The sequence below is a fragment of the Nitrospira sp. CR1.1 genome, from assembly GCA_014055465.1.
Taxonomy (GTDB): Bacteria; Nitrospirota; Nitrospiria; order Nitrospirales; family Nitrospiraceae; genus Nitrospira_A.
On the sequence record WIAF01000001.1, the window covers coordinates 140099 to 155399 of the forward strand.

Annotated in this window: 14 protein-coding genes; 7 read left to right on the plus strand and 7 right to left on the minus strand. The window is 57.5% G+C overall.

Going from position 1 to position 15301, the window contains the following annotated elements:
- The first annotated feature begins 81 nt into the window (after positions 1–81).
- From GDA65_00665 to hflC, 6 genes are all read left to right on the plus strand, one after another.
- A complete protein-coding gene (locus GDA65_00665) occupies positions 82–1557 on the plus strand; it encodes a hypothetical protein (GenBank protein ID MBA5861209.1) in 1476 nt (491 codons plus the stop codon).
- A gap of 30 nt (positions 1558–1587) precedes the next feature.
- Entirely contained in the window at positions 1588–2115 is a 528-nt protein-coding gene (locus GDA65_00670) for an arsenate reductase (azurin) small subunit (GenBank protein ID MBA5861210.1), read from the plus strand.
- Between the two features lie 31 nt (positions 2116–2146).
- Positions 2147–4609, plus strand: coding sequence for an arsenate reductase (azurin) large subunit (locus GDA65_00675; protein ID MBA5861211.1), 2463 nt, complete (start codon positions 2147–2149; stop codon positions 4607–4609).
- A 70-nt stretch (positions 4610–4679) separates the two neighbouring features.
- Entirely contained in the window at positions 4680–5642 is a 963-nt protein-coding gene (locus tag GDA65_00680; protein MBA5861212.1) for a hypothetical protein, read from the plus strand.
- Positions 5643–5768: 126 nt separating this feature from the next.
- Positions 5769–6806 (plus strand): FtsH protease activity modulator HflK, encoded by a 1038-nt coding sequence (gene hflK, locus GDA65_00685; GenBank protein ID MBA5861213.1) that lies wholly within the window; start codon positions 5769–5771, stop codon positions 6804–6806.
- Complete coding sequence (hflC, locus tag GDA65_00690; GenBank protein MBA5861214.1) at positions 6803–7663, plus strand: protease modulator HflC; 861 nt, start codon at positions 6803–6805, stop codon at positions 7661–7663. The genes hflK and hflC overlap by 4 nt, the downstream gene beginning before the upstream one ends.
- A gap of 6 nt (positions 7664–7669) precedes the next feature.
- Here the strand turns inward: hflC and GDA65_00695 are convergent, their stop codons facing one another.
- From GDA65_00695 to GDA65_00705, 3 genes are all read right to left on the minus strand, one after another.
- Positions 7670–9352 carry a formate--tetrahydrofolate ligase gene (locus tag GDA65_00695; protein ID MBA5861215.1) on the minus strand — a complete coding sequence of 561 codons (1683 nt, stop codon included), beginning with the start codon at positions 9350–9352 and terminating at the stop codon, positions 7670–7672.
- A gap of 193 nt (positions 9353–9545) precedes the next feature.
- Positions 9546–10565 carry a peptidoglycan DD-metalloendopeptidase family protein gene (locus GDA65_00700; GenBank protein MBA5861216.1) on the minus strand — a complete coding sequence of 340 codons (1020 nt, stop codon included), beginning with the start codon at positions 10563–10565 and terminating at the stop codon, positions 9546–9548.
- A gap of 115 nt (positions 10566–10680) precedes the next feature.
- Complete coding sequence (locus GDA65_00705; GenBank protein ID MBA5861217.1) at positions 10681–11010, minus strand: divalent cation tolerance protein CutA; 330 nt, start codon at positions 11008–11010, stop codon at positions 10681–10683.
- A gap of 362 nt (positions 11011–11372) precedes the next feature.
- Here GDA65_00705 and GDA65_00710 point away from each other — a divergent pair, with 362 nt between their 5' ends.
- On the plus strand, positions 11373–11693 hold the full coding sequence (locus GDA65_00710; GenBank protein MBA5861218.1) for a rhodanese: 321 nt from the start codon (positions 11373–11375) through the stop codon (positions 11691–11693).
- A 9-nt stretch (positions 11694–11702) separates the two neighbouring features.
- Here the strand turns inward: GDA65_00710 and GDA65_00715 are convergent, their stop codons facing one another.
- The 4 genes from GDA65_00715 to GDA65_00730 all read right to left on the minus strand — a co-directional run bounded on the left by GDA65_00715 (position 11703) and on the right by GDA65_00730 (position 15281).
- Complete coding sequence (locus tag GDA65_00715; protein MBA5861219.1) at positions 11703–12626, minus strand: NAD-dependent epimerase/dehydratase family protein; 924 nt, start codon at positions 12624–12626, stop codon at positions 11703–11705.
- A 168-nt stretch (positions 12627–12794) separates the two neighbouring features.
- Positions 12795–13550: a TlyA family rRNA (cytidine-2'-O)-methyltransferase gene (locus tag GDA65_00720; protein MBA5861220.1), complete on the minus strand. Its 756-nt coding sequence runs from the start codon at positions 13548–13550 to the stop codon at positions 12795–12797.
- A 65-nt stretch (positions 13551–13615) separates the two neighbouring features.
- Entirely contained in the window at positions 13616–13864 is a 249-nt protein-coding gene (gene xseB / locus GDA65_00725) for an exodeoxyribonuclease VII small subunit (GenBank protein ID MBA5861221.1), read from the minus strand.
- Between the two features lie 58 nt (positions 13865–13922).
- Positions 13923–15281: an exodeoxyribonuclease VII large subunit gene (locus GDA65_00730; protein ID MBA5861222.1), complete on the minus strand. Its 1359-nt coding sequence runs from the start codon at positions 15279–15281 to the stop codon at positions 13923–13925.
- Between the last annotated feature and the right edge of the window lie 20 nt (positions 15282–15301).

The following is a 15301-nucleotide window of genomic DNA, read 5'->3' on the forward strand; positions in this document are numbered from 1 at the left end:
TAGACACATCTCCATGCATGTATGTATCAGTACCGCTTCGATGCGATCTCGACACCTCACACAAAGGAGCCATGCCTGCTCATGCATCGTCCTCGGTTATCCGCCTTCACAGCACTTGCACGCGTCTTGTTGTTCGGCGCACTCATACTGTCCCTCGTCCTCCCGGCGCAGGCAGACAACCTCCCGTTCCCGGAGCCGGCGAATGAGAATGCCTATGCCGTCCCGGTGGAAAATCTCCGACTGCGCGTCTGGGCGCAATATCGCGTCATGTACAATGCCAGCAATATTCCCAGCGGCATCAATAACGGGAGCCTGCCGACGGCAGGAAACGGCACCGGCAAACTCAACTATGGGGACACTACCGGCTACGATTTCTTTCGTCAACGCATGCGCCTCGCGCTCGACCTTCAACACAAGGATTCCAGCAACGTCGGCGCTTATATGCAAATGGAGTATCGAGGCGGTTTCGGCGGATCGAGTCCGGCAGCCAGCGACCCTCGCGGAGAAAACGGCGCCAACGCAGACGGCACCCCGAATGCCTTCAATCGCCTGCAGGCTCGCGGCATCCGCTACGGGTATGTCTACGTCAGCCCGATTGAAAATCACACGCTGGTGGTCGGCATTCTTCCGACCATCGACCAGGTGGGCCGTGTCTTGTGGGACGGTGAATGGGACTTCTTCGTCGGCGGCGCCTCGCTGGGCGGGAAAGTGGGCGACGGCGACTACCGCCTCGGGTTTTACCGGATTGCCTCCGACCTGAAAGCCGGCACCATTGGAACTGGCTTCGGCAAAGACGGCGACATGTGGGTCGCCGATTACAACCGACCCGTCAAGCTCGGCGCCTATGACATGAAAGTCGGCGGACACTTCTATAGTTTGAATTTGGGCAAGACTGAAAACATCTCCATCGGAGATACACATGAGAACTGGGCCGCGCTGACGGCATCGGGCGGCCTCTTCGGCGGCGCATGGAACGCGTACCTCATGCTCAATAGCGGCCGAATCGGCACAGGGCTGACGGGCAACAACCACACCGGCTATTCAAGCAAGTTTGAAGGATCGATCCCCATCGGGCCGACGACCTTCAATCTGTTCGCCCTCTATGCGTCCGGTGACAAGGCAGGACAGACGTCGAACCAATTCACCACGCCGGAGGCCATTCTGGGCACCAACGGCTATTGGGGTTATTCACATATTTTCAATGCGAACGCTCCGGGTGACGTGAATGATTTCGGCGTCAACCTGAATAACGGCGGAGCCGGTCTGATGACGGTGCAGGCCCAGTTGAAATTCCCCATCGTGCCCCGACTGACCGGCACGTTGGAAAGCGCCTATTTTGCTGCGGCTCGATCCCGCGAGTTTGGGGCCCGCGGCGGCACCAATTACATGGGTACCGAAACAGGCGCCATGCTGACCTATAACATTGCGAAGAATCTGAATCTTGATATCGGAGCCGCCTATGCCTCCATGGGCGGATTCCTCGCCAACCGGACCCAAGCGACTAGCGTTGAACGTTCGATTTACGAAGTCTTTTCCCGTTTCCAATACGCCCTGTAGCGACGGCGCTGCGGGAACTATCAGGAGGACATGATGAGTGAGATCTCACGAAGACGCTTCTTGAAATTGGGGGCTTGTGTAGTCGGTGGAGCTTGTGCGGCCGATGCCCTCCCGTCGCTCACTCACGCTACCGAGAGCGGGGAACTCGCCACGCTCAAAACCACCCTTCCCTATCCTCGCATGAAACTGGCGTCCATCGGACAACTGAAAATCGGTCGTGAACAGCTGAGCACCTATCCGGATCAGGCCTCGCCGGTCGTGCTGTTAAAACTCGGACGGCCCGCGGTCAATGGGGTCGGCCCGGACCGTGACATCGTCGCGTTCAGCCGACGCTGCTCGCACATGGGCGGCACCCTGAGCTTTCGGCCGGACACCGCAACATTTCATTGCCCCCTCCATTACGCCATGTTTGACGCTGAGAAGGGAGGCCTCTTGGTCATCGGACAAGCGACGGATAATCTGCCCCAGCTCGAACTCGAAGTCGATGCAGCAGGCGACGTGTTTGCCGTGGGAATCAGAGGCTTGCTGTACGGGCGCCAGGCGAACGTCTTGGCCTAATCGGGGACCGCACGAAGAGGAGATCTCGCGTATGAGTTCGATCTATCATGGCGAAGACCGGGTTCCCGTTCCTCCGGCCGATGCCCAACAGTTTACGACCGTCTGTTCCTACTGCATCGTCGGCTGCGGCTACAAGGTCTATAAATGGCCGCTGGGAAAAGAAGGCGGGCCGCTGCCACATCAGAATGCCTTGCAAGCCGACTACAGGACTCCGCAGCCTGAACAGGCCGGAACCTGGATCTCACCGGCGATGCACAGTGTCATCACGGAACGAAACGGCCAACGATTCAACCTTGTCGTCTTGCCGGACAAAGACTGCGTCGTGAACAACGGGAACCATTCCATCCGTGGCGGCACGCATGGCGACGTGCTCTACGCGCCAGACCGTCCCACGGCGGACCGGTTGACTCACCCGCTGGTGTATCGCGGTCGCAGCCGCCTGCCCACGACCTGGGAGGATGCGATCGAGCTGGGCGCCCGCGTGATCAAAGCCAATCTGGACACATGGGGGCCGGATGCCATCGCCATGAAGTGTTTTGACCACGGCGGCGGAGGCGGAGGGTTCGAGAATAACTGGGCCATCGGGTCCTTTTTCTTCACCGGCATCGGCACGAAAATGGCCTCGATCCACAACCGTCCCGCATACAACAGCGAGGTGTTCGCCTCCGATGACGCCGGAATCGCCCCTCTTCCTTCAGCGTATCTCGACGCCGAGTTGGCCGATACGATCGTGCTGATCGGGGCCAACTCTTATGAAACCCAGTCAATCTACTTTCTCGAGCATATGTTGCCCAATCTCGGCGGGGCAACATTGTCGCTCAAGCAACACCTGTTGCCGGGGGAGACACCTGCGCGAGGCAAAATGATCATTGTGGACCCGCGGCGAACATCGACGGTCGCCGTGGCGGAAGCGCATGCGGGAAAGGACAACGTCCTGCATCTGCAGATCAACAATGGCACCGACATTGCCCTCTGCAATGCGCTCTCACGCCTGATACACGAACAGGGCTGGCACGATCAGGACTTCATTACTCGACGGACAAACAACTTTTCGAGCTTCCAGCAGACAAATCTCGCACAGAGTCTCGACGAGGCGGTGCGGCTGACCGGCATCTCGAAAGCCCAGATGATGCAGGCGGCCGAATGGATCGCCAAACCCAAGGCGGCAATGGCACGACGCCGCACCCTCTTCCTGTACGAGAAGGGACTGATCTGGGGGCTGAAGAACTATGAAAATGTGGCGTCTGTCGTCGACCTTGCGCTGCTCACCGGCAACCTCGGTAAGCCTGGCACCGGCTGCGGTCGATTGGGCGGACATCAGGAAGGCTACAGTCGGCCGCCATATCCGGGGCAACGCCCGCCGGTCAATGTCGATGAAGTCGCCGTGAAAGGCGGAGCCTCCAAAGTGTTCTGGGTCGCCGGCTGCAATCCCGTGGGCGGAACCTTGAATGCGCAACAATTCCGCACCGCCCTCGCCCAACGTACCGCGCTCGTGAATCAGGCGCTCGATGCAACGAGCGGCGGCAGCCTCGACGACAAGGTGGCGGCCGTCATGGCCGCCCTCGACAAGGGAGGCCTGTTTCTTATCCTGCAGGACATTTACCCGACTGAGACCGCTCAGTATGCCCATCTCGTCTTACCCGCCGCACAATGGGGCGAGATGAATCTCACCTCAATCAACGGCGAACGGCGACTCCGGCTCTATCAGCAGTTCATGGACGCGCCAGGAATCGCCGAACCGGATTGGAAAATCATGGCGCGCATGGCGCAACGGCTAGAGTCCGCCTACCGTGCCGAAGGCAAGACGGAGATGGCCACTCGTTTTTCGGGATTCACCTGGACCAGCGACGAAGAGGTCTTTCGTGCTGCCGCTGCCGGCGTGAAGGGTGCGCAGGAAGACTATGGGGACACGACCTATGCCATGCTGCAGGCACTCGGCACAAACGGCGTGCAAACACCCGTACAGGGAATGAAGAACGGCATACCGGTCGGCACCACCCGCCTCTACATGGACGAGAAGCGGTTCACGTTTATTCCTTCAGCCTGGCCAGGCTTTCCCCCACAGATTCAGGCACTCATGAATGATAGCCGATATCCGTTCTGGGTGAACAATGGGCGGGCCAATCACGGCTGGCAAACCCTCTATGACGACGCCCGGAAACCCTATGTGATGGGCCGCGAACCGTTCCCGCACGTGGAAATTCATCCGCAGGATGCCCAACGCCTCGACATCGCCAACGGCGATCTGATCGAACTGTTCAATCCCTATGGAGCAGTCTCGGCGATGGCCGTCGTGACCGACTCGAATGCGCCAGGACATGTGTTTATGTTATTCGAGCACCCGAAAGGCTGGCTAAACAGTTTGACGACCGATTATGTCGACCCGGCAACCACGATCCCGTACTACAAGGGAACCAAAGCAGGCATTCGAAAAGTTGGACCCATGCCGGGGCTGAACGAGCACGTGACCTTTGTCCCGACGAATCAGGCTTAACGTGTCGCCTTCTGCACAGTCTCATGCCCACAGGTTCAGACGTCGTGCGGCGGACGTCGCGCGTGCCATCATGCTCGCCGCCTCCATCACCGGTTGCGCCACGATAGGACCCCCACCGCGAGTCATCCACGACACCAGCGAACTCCTCGTTCGCCTGCAACCGGCGCACACCTGTGCGGCCGGCTCGGAAGCAACGCCGTTTTCCCACCCCATTCAACTCAGTGGCCAGCAGATTCGGACGCTACTCGTCTCATTGCTCGCCCGCGAAAAGGTCGGGCTGCTCAACTCGTTTGTCCACGCTCACGGAACGCCGCGACTCTTTGCCGATGGCGACCTCGACCGGCTGACCCTCCCTATTCAGGAAGCATTTGCACTGGCCACTCCCGAAGAAGTTGTGGTGTTCCTGTTGACCGCACCCGCGTCCGACTCTCGCGGCATCGTCACGTCTGGCGCCTTGTCCATTCGAGGCGAGGTGCTGTCGATTGCCCTCTTTAATTTTAGACACCCGGTGCGCGCCAGCCTATCCGATGTCGGCGCCACCGATCGCCTCGGTGACGTGAGGGAGACGGTGCGGTACGCCAGGACGTCTCCCTGTGTTTCAATCGGAGAGCAGGATTTCGCCCTATTCTTCAAGGAGCCTGCCTATCAAAATCAGACCCGATCGGGGAGTCTGGTCCGATACCCGGAGCGAACGCTCTCAATTGCCTATGCGCCTTTTCTTTCGGACCATTCCCGGCCGGCATCACAAAAGGCCGACAGCGAAACCCGTCAGCCTCACTCTTCGAGCGAAAACGCGGAGCGCCAGACGATTGAGGACCTCACGCGCAGAATCGCAGAGCTTGAACAGGCCAACCGGGCCCTCGCTGCACCATCTCCAGACACGGCTGTTCCCGGCTCCCCACCCGATCCCCCCAAACCGGCCATCGACAGGACAGCTGCCACGGTTGGTGAAACGCAACAACGGCTCCTGGATCTGATCAAACAATTGGAAACGCGGATTGCCGAACTGGAACGCCAACGACAGGCGCCTTAGTCGCACTGAACACCGTGCCTCTCCGCCATCCGCACCTTCCTCACATCTTAAGTATTGCTCACACGTCCCCACTTTGTTAAGGTGACCCATCCGCATCTTCACCACCCCAAACAGGTAAACCACGCGATGGTCTGGGACCCTAAAGACCCTTGGAGCAAAAAGGGCGACGATTTGGATCAAGCCTTTAAGCAGGCCCAGGGCCAACTTCGTAACCTGCTGCCGACCGGCGGATTTCGCAATCTGCTCCTCGTTGCCCTCACCGTGTTCCTCATCTGGCAAAGCGCGTTTATTGTGGCTCCCGACGAAGAGGGCGTCGTCAAACGATTCGGGATCCCGGTTCGAGTCGTGGAACCGGGGCCACATGTGAAAATTCCTGTGGTCGAAAGCGTCTTGCAGCCCAAGGTGGCGAAGTTGCATCGGGTGGAAGTCGGGTTTCGCACCGATCGGCAGGGCCGTCAGCAGATGATTCCGCAAGAAGCCTTGATGCTGACCGGCGACATGAACATTCTGGCCATTGAATTCATCGTTCAATACAAGATCAAAAGTTCCCGCGAGTATTTGTTCAATGTCGCAGACATCGACGAGACGATCGGAAAGGCGGCTGAGGCGTCCATGCGGGAGGTCATCGGCAAGAGCAAAATCGACGAAGCCCTGACCACCGGCAAAGCACAGATCCAGAATGACACGCAGGAACTGCTCCAGCACATTCTAGATGAATACAAAACCGGCGTGCAGGTGGCCGCCGTCCAATTACAGGACGTCGATCCCCCGGAAGCCGTGGCCGCGGCATTTAAAGACGTGACCAACGCCAAAGAAGATCGCGAAAAACTCATCAACCAGGCCCAGGGCTATCGAAACGACATCACCCCTAAAGCCAAGGGAGAGGCAGCGCAGTTGGTGAATCAAGCCAAGGGTTATGCGCAGGCGCGATTGAATCGCGCCCAGGGAGAAGCTAATCGCTTCCTTGCCACCCTCAAGGAGTACAACCAGGCAAAAGACATTATCAGCAAGCGAATCTACATCGAGACGCTTGAAGACGTGCTTCCCCACATCGATAAATTCGTGATGGATGGCAAAGGCGGAGAGCGGACCCTGCCGTACCTCCCGTTGGATCGTTTCAATAAACCGGCCCCGGCCGGCGCGGCGCAGGAGCGTACCCCATGAGCAAGCAGGGATTTGCTATCGCCTTTGTCGGCATCGTCATCGGCTTGCTGGTTCTAGGCGCTTCACCCTTCTACATTGTCGACGTCACCCAGAATGCCATTGTGGTGCAGCTCGGCAAGCCGGTCCGAAATGTCACCGAAGGCGGCCTGTACCTGAAAGTGCCCTTCATTGAAGAGGTCACCTATTTCGATAAGCGCCTGCTGGACTATGATTCCAACGCGCAGGACGTGATCACGCAGGACAAAAAGACCCTTCTCCTCGATAACTTTGCCAAATGGCGGATCACCGATCCCCTCAAGGTCTACCAAGCCTTCCAAAGCCAGCGTGGCGCGCTGCAGCGTTTACACGACATCATCTATTCGGAGCTGCGAGTCGAACTGGGCCGACACGACCTGGCGGAAATTGTGTCGTCGACCCGGGCGCAACTCATGGCCGTGGTGACCCAACGCGCCAATGAAAAGGCGTCGGCGTACGGGATTGAGATTCAAGATGTGCGGATCAAGCGGGCAGACCTTCCCGAGCAAAACGAGAAGGCCGTCTTCTCACGTATGCAGGCGGAACGGGAACGGCAAGCCAAGCAATATCGCGCGGAAGGCGCCGAAGAAGCGCAGAAGATCAAGTCGGAAGCCGAGAAGGACCGGGAGATTATCCTTGCCGAAGCCTATCGCGAATCAGAAGAGCTTCGGGGCGGCGGCGATGCCAAGGCCTTCAAAATCTACGCGGATGCGTACCGCCAGGACCCGCATTTCTTTGAGTTCACGCGCACCATGGAAGCGTATCGCAAAACCCTCAAAGACAAGACCACGATCCTCGTCAGTCCCGACTCGGAATACTTCCGCTTTCTCAAACAACGCTAAGTTGAATCACGCCAGCCCAACGATCTCGCCGGACCGCGGATCGATATCGATGCGTTCACCGGCCGGTTTTTTCGGCAACCCCGGCATGAGTTGAATCCCCGAACACACGGCCGTGAGAAAGCCCGCACCGGACAGGATTCGCAACTCCTGGATAGGCACGGTAAAGCCGGATGGTCGCCCTTTGAGAGCCGGGTCATGGGAGAGCGACAACGGCGTTTTCGCCATGCAGATGGGAAACTGCTCGAATCCCAATCGCGCCGCCAATTCGATGTCCGTTTCCGCCTGAGTCGAATACGACACACCTACCGCGCCGTACATTGTCGCCGCAATGGTCTCGATCTTCTTCTTGATGGGCCAGGTTGCCTCATAGAGGTGCGTGAATTGTGATCCTTGCGCCGCGACCTTGACAACCGCACGCGCAAGTTCCTCCGCGCCTTTTCCGCCATCGGCCCAATGAGTCGACACGGCAGCCGACGAGGCCCCGGCAACCAGCGCGCGTTCGCACACCCAGTTCAATTCAGCGGTCGAATCATCCTTGAACGCATTGACCGCCACCACCACGGGCACACCGTGGGCTCGCACATTCGCAATGTGCTGTTCCAGATTGGCAAACCCTTTTTCCAGGGCGGCCTGATTCGTTCCCGTTAATCCCGATGGGAGCGGTGTCCCGGATTTCACTGTCCCCCCTCCCCCATGCAGCTTCAGGGCACGCAACGTTGCCACAACGACTCCGACATCGGGCCGAAGACCGGATGTGCGGCACTTGATATTGAAGAACTTCTCCGCTCCTAAATCGCTGCCAAAACCGGCTTCCGTAATGACATACTCCGCGCAACGGAGCGCCAACTGATCCGAGACAACAGAGCAATTGCCATGAGCGATGTTGCCAAACGGTCCGGCATGAACAAATGCGGGCGTGCCTTCCAAGGTCTGCACCAGATTCGGGAGCAAGGCATCCTTCAGCAACACGGCCATCGAACCGGCACAACCAAATGCCTCGGCTGTGGTCATGGCACCACTCTCCGTCAGACCAACAAGGATTCTGCCAAGGCGCTGACGCAGATCGGCATGATCCTTGGCCAGCGCTAACACCGCCATGATCTCCGACGCCTCGGTGATGACAAACTGCCCCGCTCGTGATCCCGTTTGCGCGCTCAGAATGATGTCGCGGAGCGCTCGATCGCTCACGCCCAGCGTGCGAGGCCAGCTAATTTTTTGTGGATCCAGCTTGAGCACATTGCCGTGAAAGAGGTGGTTATCCACAAACGCCGATAGCAGATTGTGGCTCGCCGAGACAGCATGGGCATCGCCGGTGAAATGCAGATTGATGTCCTCCATGGGCCATACCTGCGCTCGCCCCCCGCCTGTTCCTCCGCCTTTGATGCCAAACACCGGCCCCAGAGAAGGCTGCCGCAACGTAACAGCAGCTTTGTGGCCCAATCGACAGAGGCCCATGCTTAATCCGACGGAGGTCGTCGTCTTACCCTCCCCAAGCGGCGTCGGATTAATGGCCGTGACGAGGATATACCGCCCGAGCGGTCTCTTCGTCACTCGCGAAGCAAAATGGGGAGCAATCTTGGCTTTGTATCTGCCGTGAGGGATGAGATCTTCGGAAGAGATACCTAACGTTTGTGCGACTTCGAAAATATGCTTGTGAGTGGCAGATCGGGCTATTTCAAGGTCGGTCATACCATGTCTCCTCAAAGGAACGTCTTCAGAGCGCGCGAAGTATACCATGCCCCTCACCCGACTGATGACGCACAAAAACCTGCTCAGATGTGGTGAAGCAAAGAATGGATCGTGGGGCTATTGAAGATGGAATCGAGAAGATTGGACGTTACGGTAGAAGCGCGGAAGAGAAAACCCGAGGGATGGTGAAGACCTAATCGAGAATGAATTTCGTCGGATCAAGCGCCTGGCCGTTCTTCTTAATCATGTAGTGGAGATGTGGCCCGGTCGAAAGGCCGGTGCTGCCAACAAGAGCAACGACATCTCCGCGCTTCACGCGCTGACCTTCTTTCACCAAGGACTTGGCAAGATGCCCGTACACGGTTTCAATGCCATAGCCGTGATCCAGCTTCACCATATTCCCCATTTTTGAATCAAATGCTACCGTGACCACACGACCAAGGGCGGGAGCCTGGACTGGAGCATTCGCCTGGGCGCCGATATCAAGGCCATCGTGCCAGGCCGGCTTCTCCGTGAACGGCGAGACCCTGGGCCCAAAACCTGACGTCACCCAGCCGCGAACCGGCCAGATTGAGGGAGTGGAAGCCCACTGGGCGGAGCGCTGCTCGGCTATTTGTGTCAGACTTTGAAGGGCTTCTTCCTGTTGCGTGGCTTCCCGCACGAGGGCGTCTAAACTTTCGCGAACCTGCTGGGTCACCTCTTCAATGCTCTCGGTGGAGAACTCAAGATCGGATTGGTTGTTATCCCGCAGCTCCGATACCTGCTGCCTAGCCCCCGGCCCTGAAGCAGCCGGTCCATTTCCTTGAACACTGCTCTTTCCATCGGGCAGTGGACCATCCTCACCACCCCGTCCGTTAGCTAGATCGCCGACCGGCTTCGACGCATCAATCCCGAGCATGACCCGGAGCCGTTGATTGACCTCCCCCATAGCTGAAATTCTCTTCTTGAGATCATCGATTGCGGCAGAAAAGGCAGCAGTTTGCTCTCGTGCACCCATGGCCTCAGCTCGAAAGGCCGATAATTGCCAGACTTCTCCGGTTCGAATCACATAATGGGACACAACGAGCAGATCGGCCACAATCAGAATTGCAGCCAGGATCAAGAGCTTACGTACGAATTTCCGTGGAAAACTAAACCGTAGCGGCTTGGAGGAGGATCCTCGAAACACCACGACAGTATAGGCATCACTTGTTTCGGCCGTTTGTTGGCTCATAGGGCGCTCTCCCCTTCACGGATTCAGCTTCGTTGCAACCACGGACTTTTGCAGTGTACCCATCTCAAGTCCGATGGTCAACCCTTTGTTGCAAAAAGTTTATCATCAGAATCAACTACTTAGAAGTTTCACTCCTAATCCAGTTCAGGTAGGAGACCGAGCCCGCAATGACCGGCAACGCGATAATTTCGGGGACAGTATAGCTGTGGTGCTGCCGAATCGTCGCTTCAAGCTCTGAATATCGCTGTTGGGTTGTTTTAATGATCATCAAGCATTCATTCTCGACACTGATCTTGTCATCCCATCGGAAAATTGATCGCATCCCCCCCACTACATTGGCGCAAGCAGCAAGCCTGGATTCGACAATGATCCGTCCCATCTTCTCGGCTTCTTCATAGGTGGAGGCAGTCACCAACACCACGATCTCTGAACTTTGCGCATCCACATCTCCCCCGTCATCTTAAGAAGTTAAGCAAATTGCATGCCTATGCCAGCCACAGACAACCAATAACACGATACAAATCAACGTCTTACATACTATTCAGACCCAGTTCGAGGCACGATTCCTTGACCAATTCTAGGCAGGATTTGCACAAACAAGCAAAAAACGGCCAGTCTCACCATGCAGGATTTTCCCGCCCCTCACATTTAGAAAGCAAAACTCCCGCACGCTAATTGCCACTGCTCTTCTTCGGAGTGAAGCCTTCCGGCCTTGAGAGACACCCTCTAGCCAGACGCGGCCAGGGTTGACACCCCTTTTCCGGGTCCTTATGATCCGATCATCTCAGTATAGATGGAGGTCCGTCGATGAGCTTTACAATTACACCCACAGAACTCAAATCGAGGTTGGATAAAGGTGACAAACTTGTGCTCGTAGATGTTCGAGAGCCTTGGGAATACGCCATTGCCAAGCTGGAGGGTTCCGTCCTGGTGCCGCTGGCAACTCTTCAACAATCCCTTGGGAAATTGGACCGTAACGCCGAAATTATCGCCGTGTGCCACCACGGGATGAGAAGCGCGGATGCGACGGGGTTTCTGTTACAGCAAGGGTTTGGAAACGTGAAAAACCTGATCGGGGGAATCGATGCCTGGTCTGTCCAGGTCGACTCATCCGTCCCCCGCTATTAGCTCAGGAGATCAGCCAAGTCCATCTCTGAAAAATTCTACGGTTCGCCGCAATCCTTCCCGCAAGTCGACCCTCGGCTCCCACCCGAGCGTGCGTTGGAGTTTTGTGCAGTCAATGACGCTCCTTGCTTGCTCACCGCGTTTGGCCGGACCGTGCACTTCCTTGAATTCAACCTTGGTCAGGTCAACGACGACTCGGAAGAGGTCATTGACCGACGTCTCAATGCCGGTCCCCACATTGTACACACCCTCAACCTGAGGACCCATCGCCATCAAATTTGCCTCGACGACGTCCTCGACAAAGACGAAGTCACGGGTTTGGCGGCCATTCCCATTCACCACAGCTTGCTCCCCTCGCAGCATTTTCTGAATGAAAATGGCTACGACGCCCGCTTCGCCTTCAGGATCCTGGCGAGGCCCATAGACATTGGCATACCGCAAACTCACCACCTGAATGCCACTCATCCGGTGGTAGTAAGAGAGGTAATGCTCCCCGCATAATTTGCTGATTCCATAGGGGGAGAGCGGTTGAGTGATATGCGTTTCCGGTGCTGGAAAGGCCAGTTGTTCTCCGTAAATCGCCCCCCCGGATGACGAAAAGATAACCTTTCTCGCGCCATGTTTGGATGCCTGCTCCAAGACATTCAACGTCCCCAGCACATTGACCTGTGCGTCGAACAGAGGATCTTCGACTGAACGTCGAACATTCATCTGTGCCGCCAGGTGAAAGACCACCGAGGGCCGCTCATTGCGGAACACCCGCTCCAGTTTCGGATTCTCGATGTCCAGTTTGTAGAATTGCGCCGCCTTGGGAACGTTTTTTCGCTTGCCCGTTACAAGATTATCGACCACCACGACGTCGTGACCCTCCTGGAGCAACCGATCCACGACATGTGATCCGATAAATCCAGCCCCTCCGGTAACCAAGACTTTCATACGTCTCCTCGCCTCTCCTTCATCAGCCGTACTAACAACACCCGACTGCATCATCGAAACTCAGCCTACACCCTCTGCCCGCTTCCTCAAAGTGTTTTCGTCCTGATTTAGTCCCACGGGTCCCTATGGCCACGACCGCCATGCGAGACCGGCCCTACCAAAGTCAGTTCATATCTTGCGCCGAAACCAAGCGAGGAATTCGCGATTACCTTTACGGCCTTCGATCGGAGATTCCATGCGACCTGCCAGCTCCAATCCAAGACGCATCGCACAAGCCACAACCTTCTCCACCGTCGCCTCCCGCAACCCGTCATCCCGCACGATCCCTCCCCGCCCGACGAGCCCTTTCCCCACCTCAAACTGCGGCTTGATCAGCGTGATGATAGAACCAGCAGGGGTGAGATGGGAGATGACAGCAGGCAACACGAGGGTGAGTGAAATGAATGAGACGTCGATCACGATTAAATCGATCGGTTCAGCGATCGCGCCCGGTTCAAGATACCGGACGTTGGTCCGCTCCATCAGGACAACTCGTGGATCCTGCCGAAGCCGCCACTCAAACTGACCATATCCCACGTCCACCGCATACACACGAGTCGCCCCTCGCTGCAACAGACAATCGGTAAAACCTCCGGTCGAACACCCCACATCGAAACACACCATCCCGCTCGGGTCGATGTGAAATTGATTCAGCGCGCCGGCCAGCTTTTCTCCCCCGCGCCCGACATAGGGAGAGCCCGACCCGGTCACCTCCACCAGCGCATCCGGCAATGTCGGTTTTGCCGCCTTGTCGATGACGATTCCATCCACACGGACCAGACCGGCCAGGATCAGTCGGGCCGCATCTTCCCGGCTGGCGGCGAGACCTCGACTGACCAGCGCCCGATCAAGCCGTTCCCGTTGTGGACGAATTTTCTGGGTCATACTGTGAAGGAAGTTCGACGACGGCGGCCGCAGGCCGTCTAGCGGCCCGCGCATGGCTCGGACGGCTACTGTGGGTTCTCTGACTCATCCTCACCAGGAGAAAAGGCTTGAATGCGCTTTTTCCCGTCTTTCTCCTGCACCAAAATCTCCACCTTCCGTTCGGCGTCCTCCAACATTTTGAGACAGGTCTTGGACAACCGAATCCCTTCCTCGAAAATCTTCAACGAATCGTCGAGCGGAAGGTCTCCCTTTTCAAGTTCGGCGACGATCGTTTCCAATCTCGCCATCGCGTATTCGAATTTCACAGCAGCCACAACCACTCCCTTTGCTCATCCATTACCCGAAACATTATTGCCTGCGCCCCCGGTGCGGTCAAGGCATCGACGGGGGGACCACCTTTTCCACCTCACACACCAACTGTCCTTCGGCGAGTTTGATCTGAACAGCGTCTCCCACCGCCACATCGGCCGCCCGCCGCACGATCCTCCCGCCCGACATGGTACGAACAATGCTGAACCCGCGTTGCAAAATGCCTAACGGGCTGAGCGCGTCGAGCGCGGCTAGCTGTATCGCAACCGACTGCCGTCTGGACATGAGCCCGCGGCGGGCTTCCTGCTCCAAGCGCTTGCACAATTGGGGAATGACTACCAACGACCCCTGAATCCGATCGCGCGGGCCCTGCGCGATCAGAAGGTGGCGGCGTTCCACCATTTCACGATGCAACACCGTCAGCTGTACGGTCAATGCGCGCGTTAATCCGTCCCGAAGTTCATCGAGCCGCTGAGCCTGCGTCTGTATCCGAAAGCGCGCCTCGCCCAGGATGCTAAGCGACCGCTCAAACCGGTGCCGCTGCACCTGCAGCAGAGTGTCCACGAGACGGCGCAGACGACGGGCCAATTCATCCAACCGTTCCATGATCTCATCCAGCACGGGCACCACCGCCTCCGCTGCCGCCGAAGGCGTGGCGGCACGATGGTCCGCTGCAAAATCCGAGAGCGTCACATCGATTTCATGCCCCACAGCGGAGACTACCGGTACCCTGGACCTGGCGATGGCACGAACCACCGCTTCTTCATTAAACGCCCCCAAATCTTCCGAAGCGCCGCCGCCACGTCCGACAATCAGCACCTCCACCTGCGGCATTGCACTCAATACGCTGATCGCCGCGGCAATCTGCGCGCCCGCGCCTTCGCCCTGAACCGGAACAGGGGCGATAAGAATATTGACGACGGGGCAACGGCGTCGAAGCACCGCCACAATATCGCGGATCGCCGCCCCAGTCAGCGAGGTGACCACGCCTACTGTCCTTGGAAATGACGGCAACCTCCGTTTGCGCGACTCATCGAACAACCCCTCCTGAGACAACCGCTCCTTGAGCTGCTCGAATGCCAGTTGAAGCGCGCCGACTCCCTTCGGATCAAGGGACTCGACAATCAGTTGGTACTCACCGCGCGGCTCGTACACCGAGATGCGACCGCGCGCAATCACGGCCAGGCCTTCCTGCAGGGCAAACCGAAGCCGTAAGGCGCCGGACCGAAACAACACCCCGCGAAGTTGGCTCTGGCTATCTTTCAGCGTGAAATAGAGGTGACCGGAGGATGGCGCACGAAGATTCGAGATTTCCCCCTCGATCCAGACATCCTGAAATTGATCTTCCAGAGAATTCCGGATGAGCCGTGTCACATCGGACACAGAAAGCAGCAACGGCAACGTAAGGTTGTGCCCGGTCATATCTCACCGAGCGGAAGGGA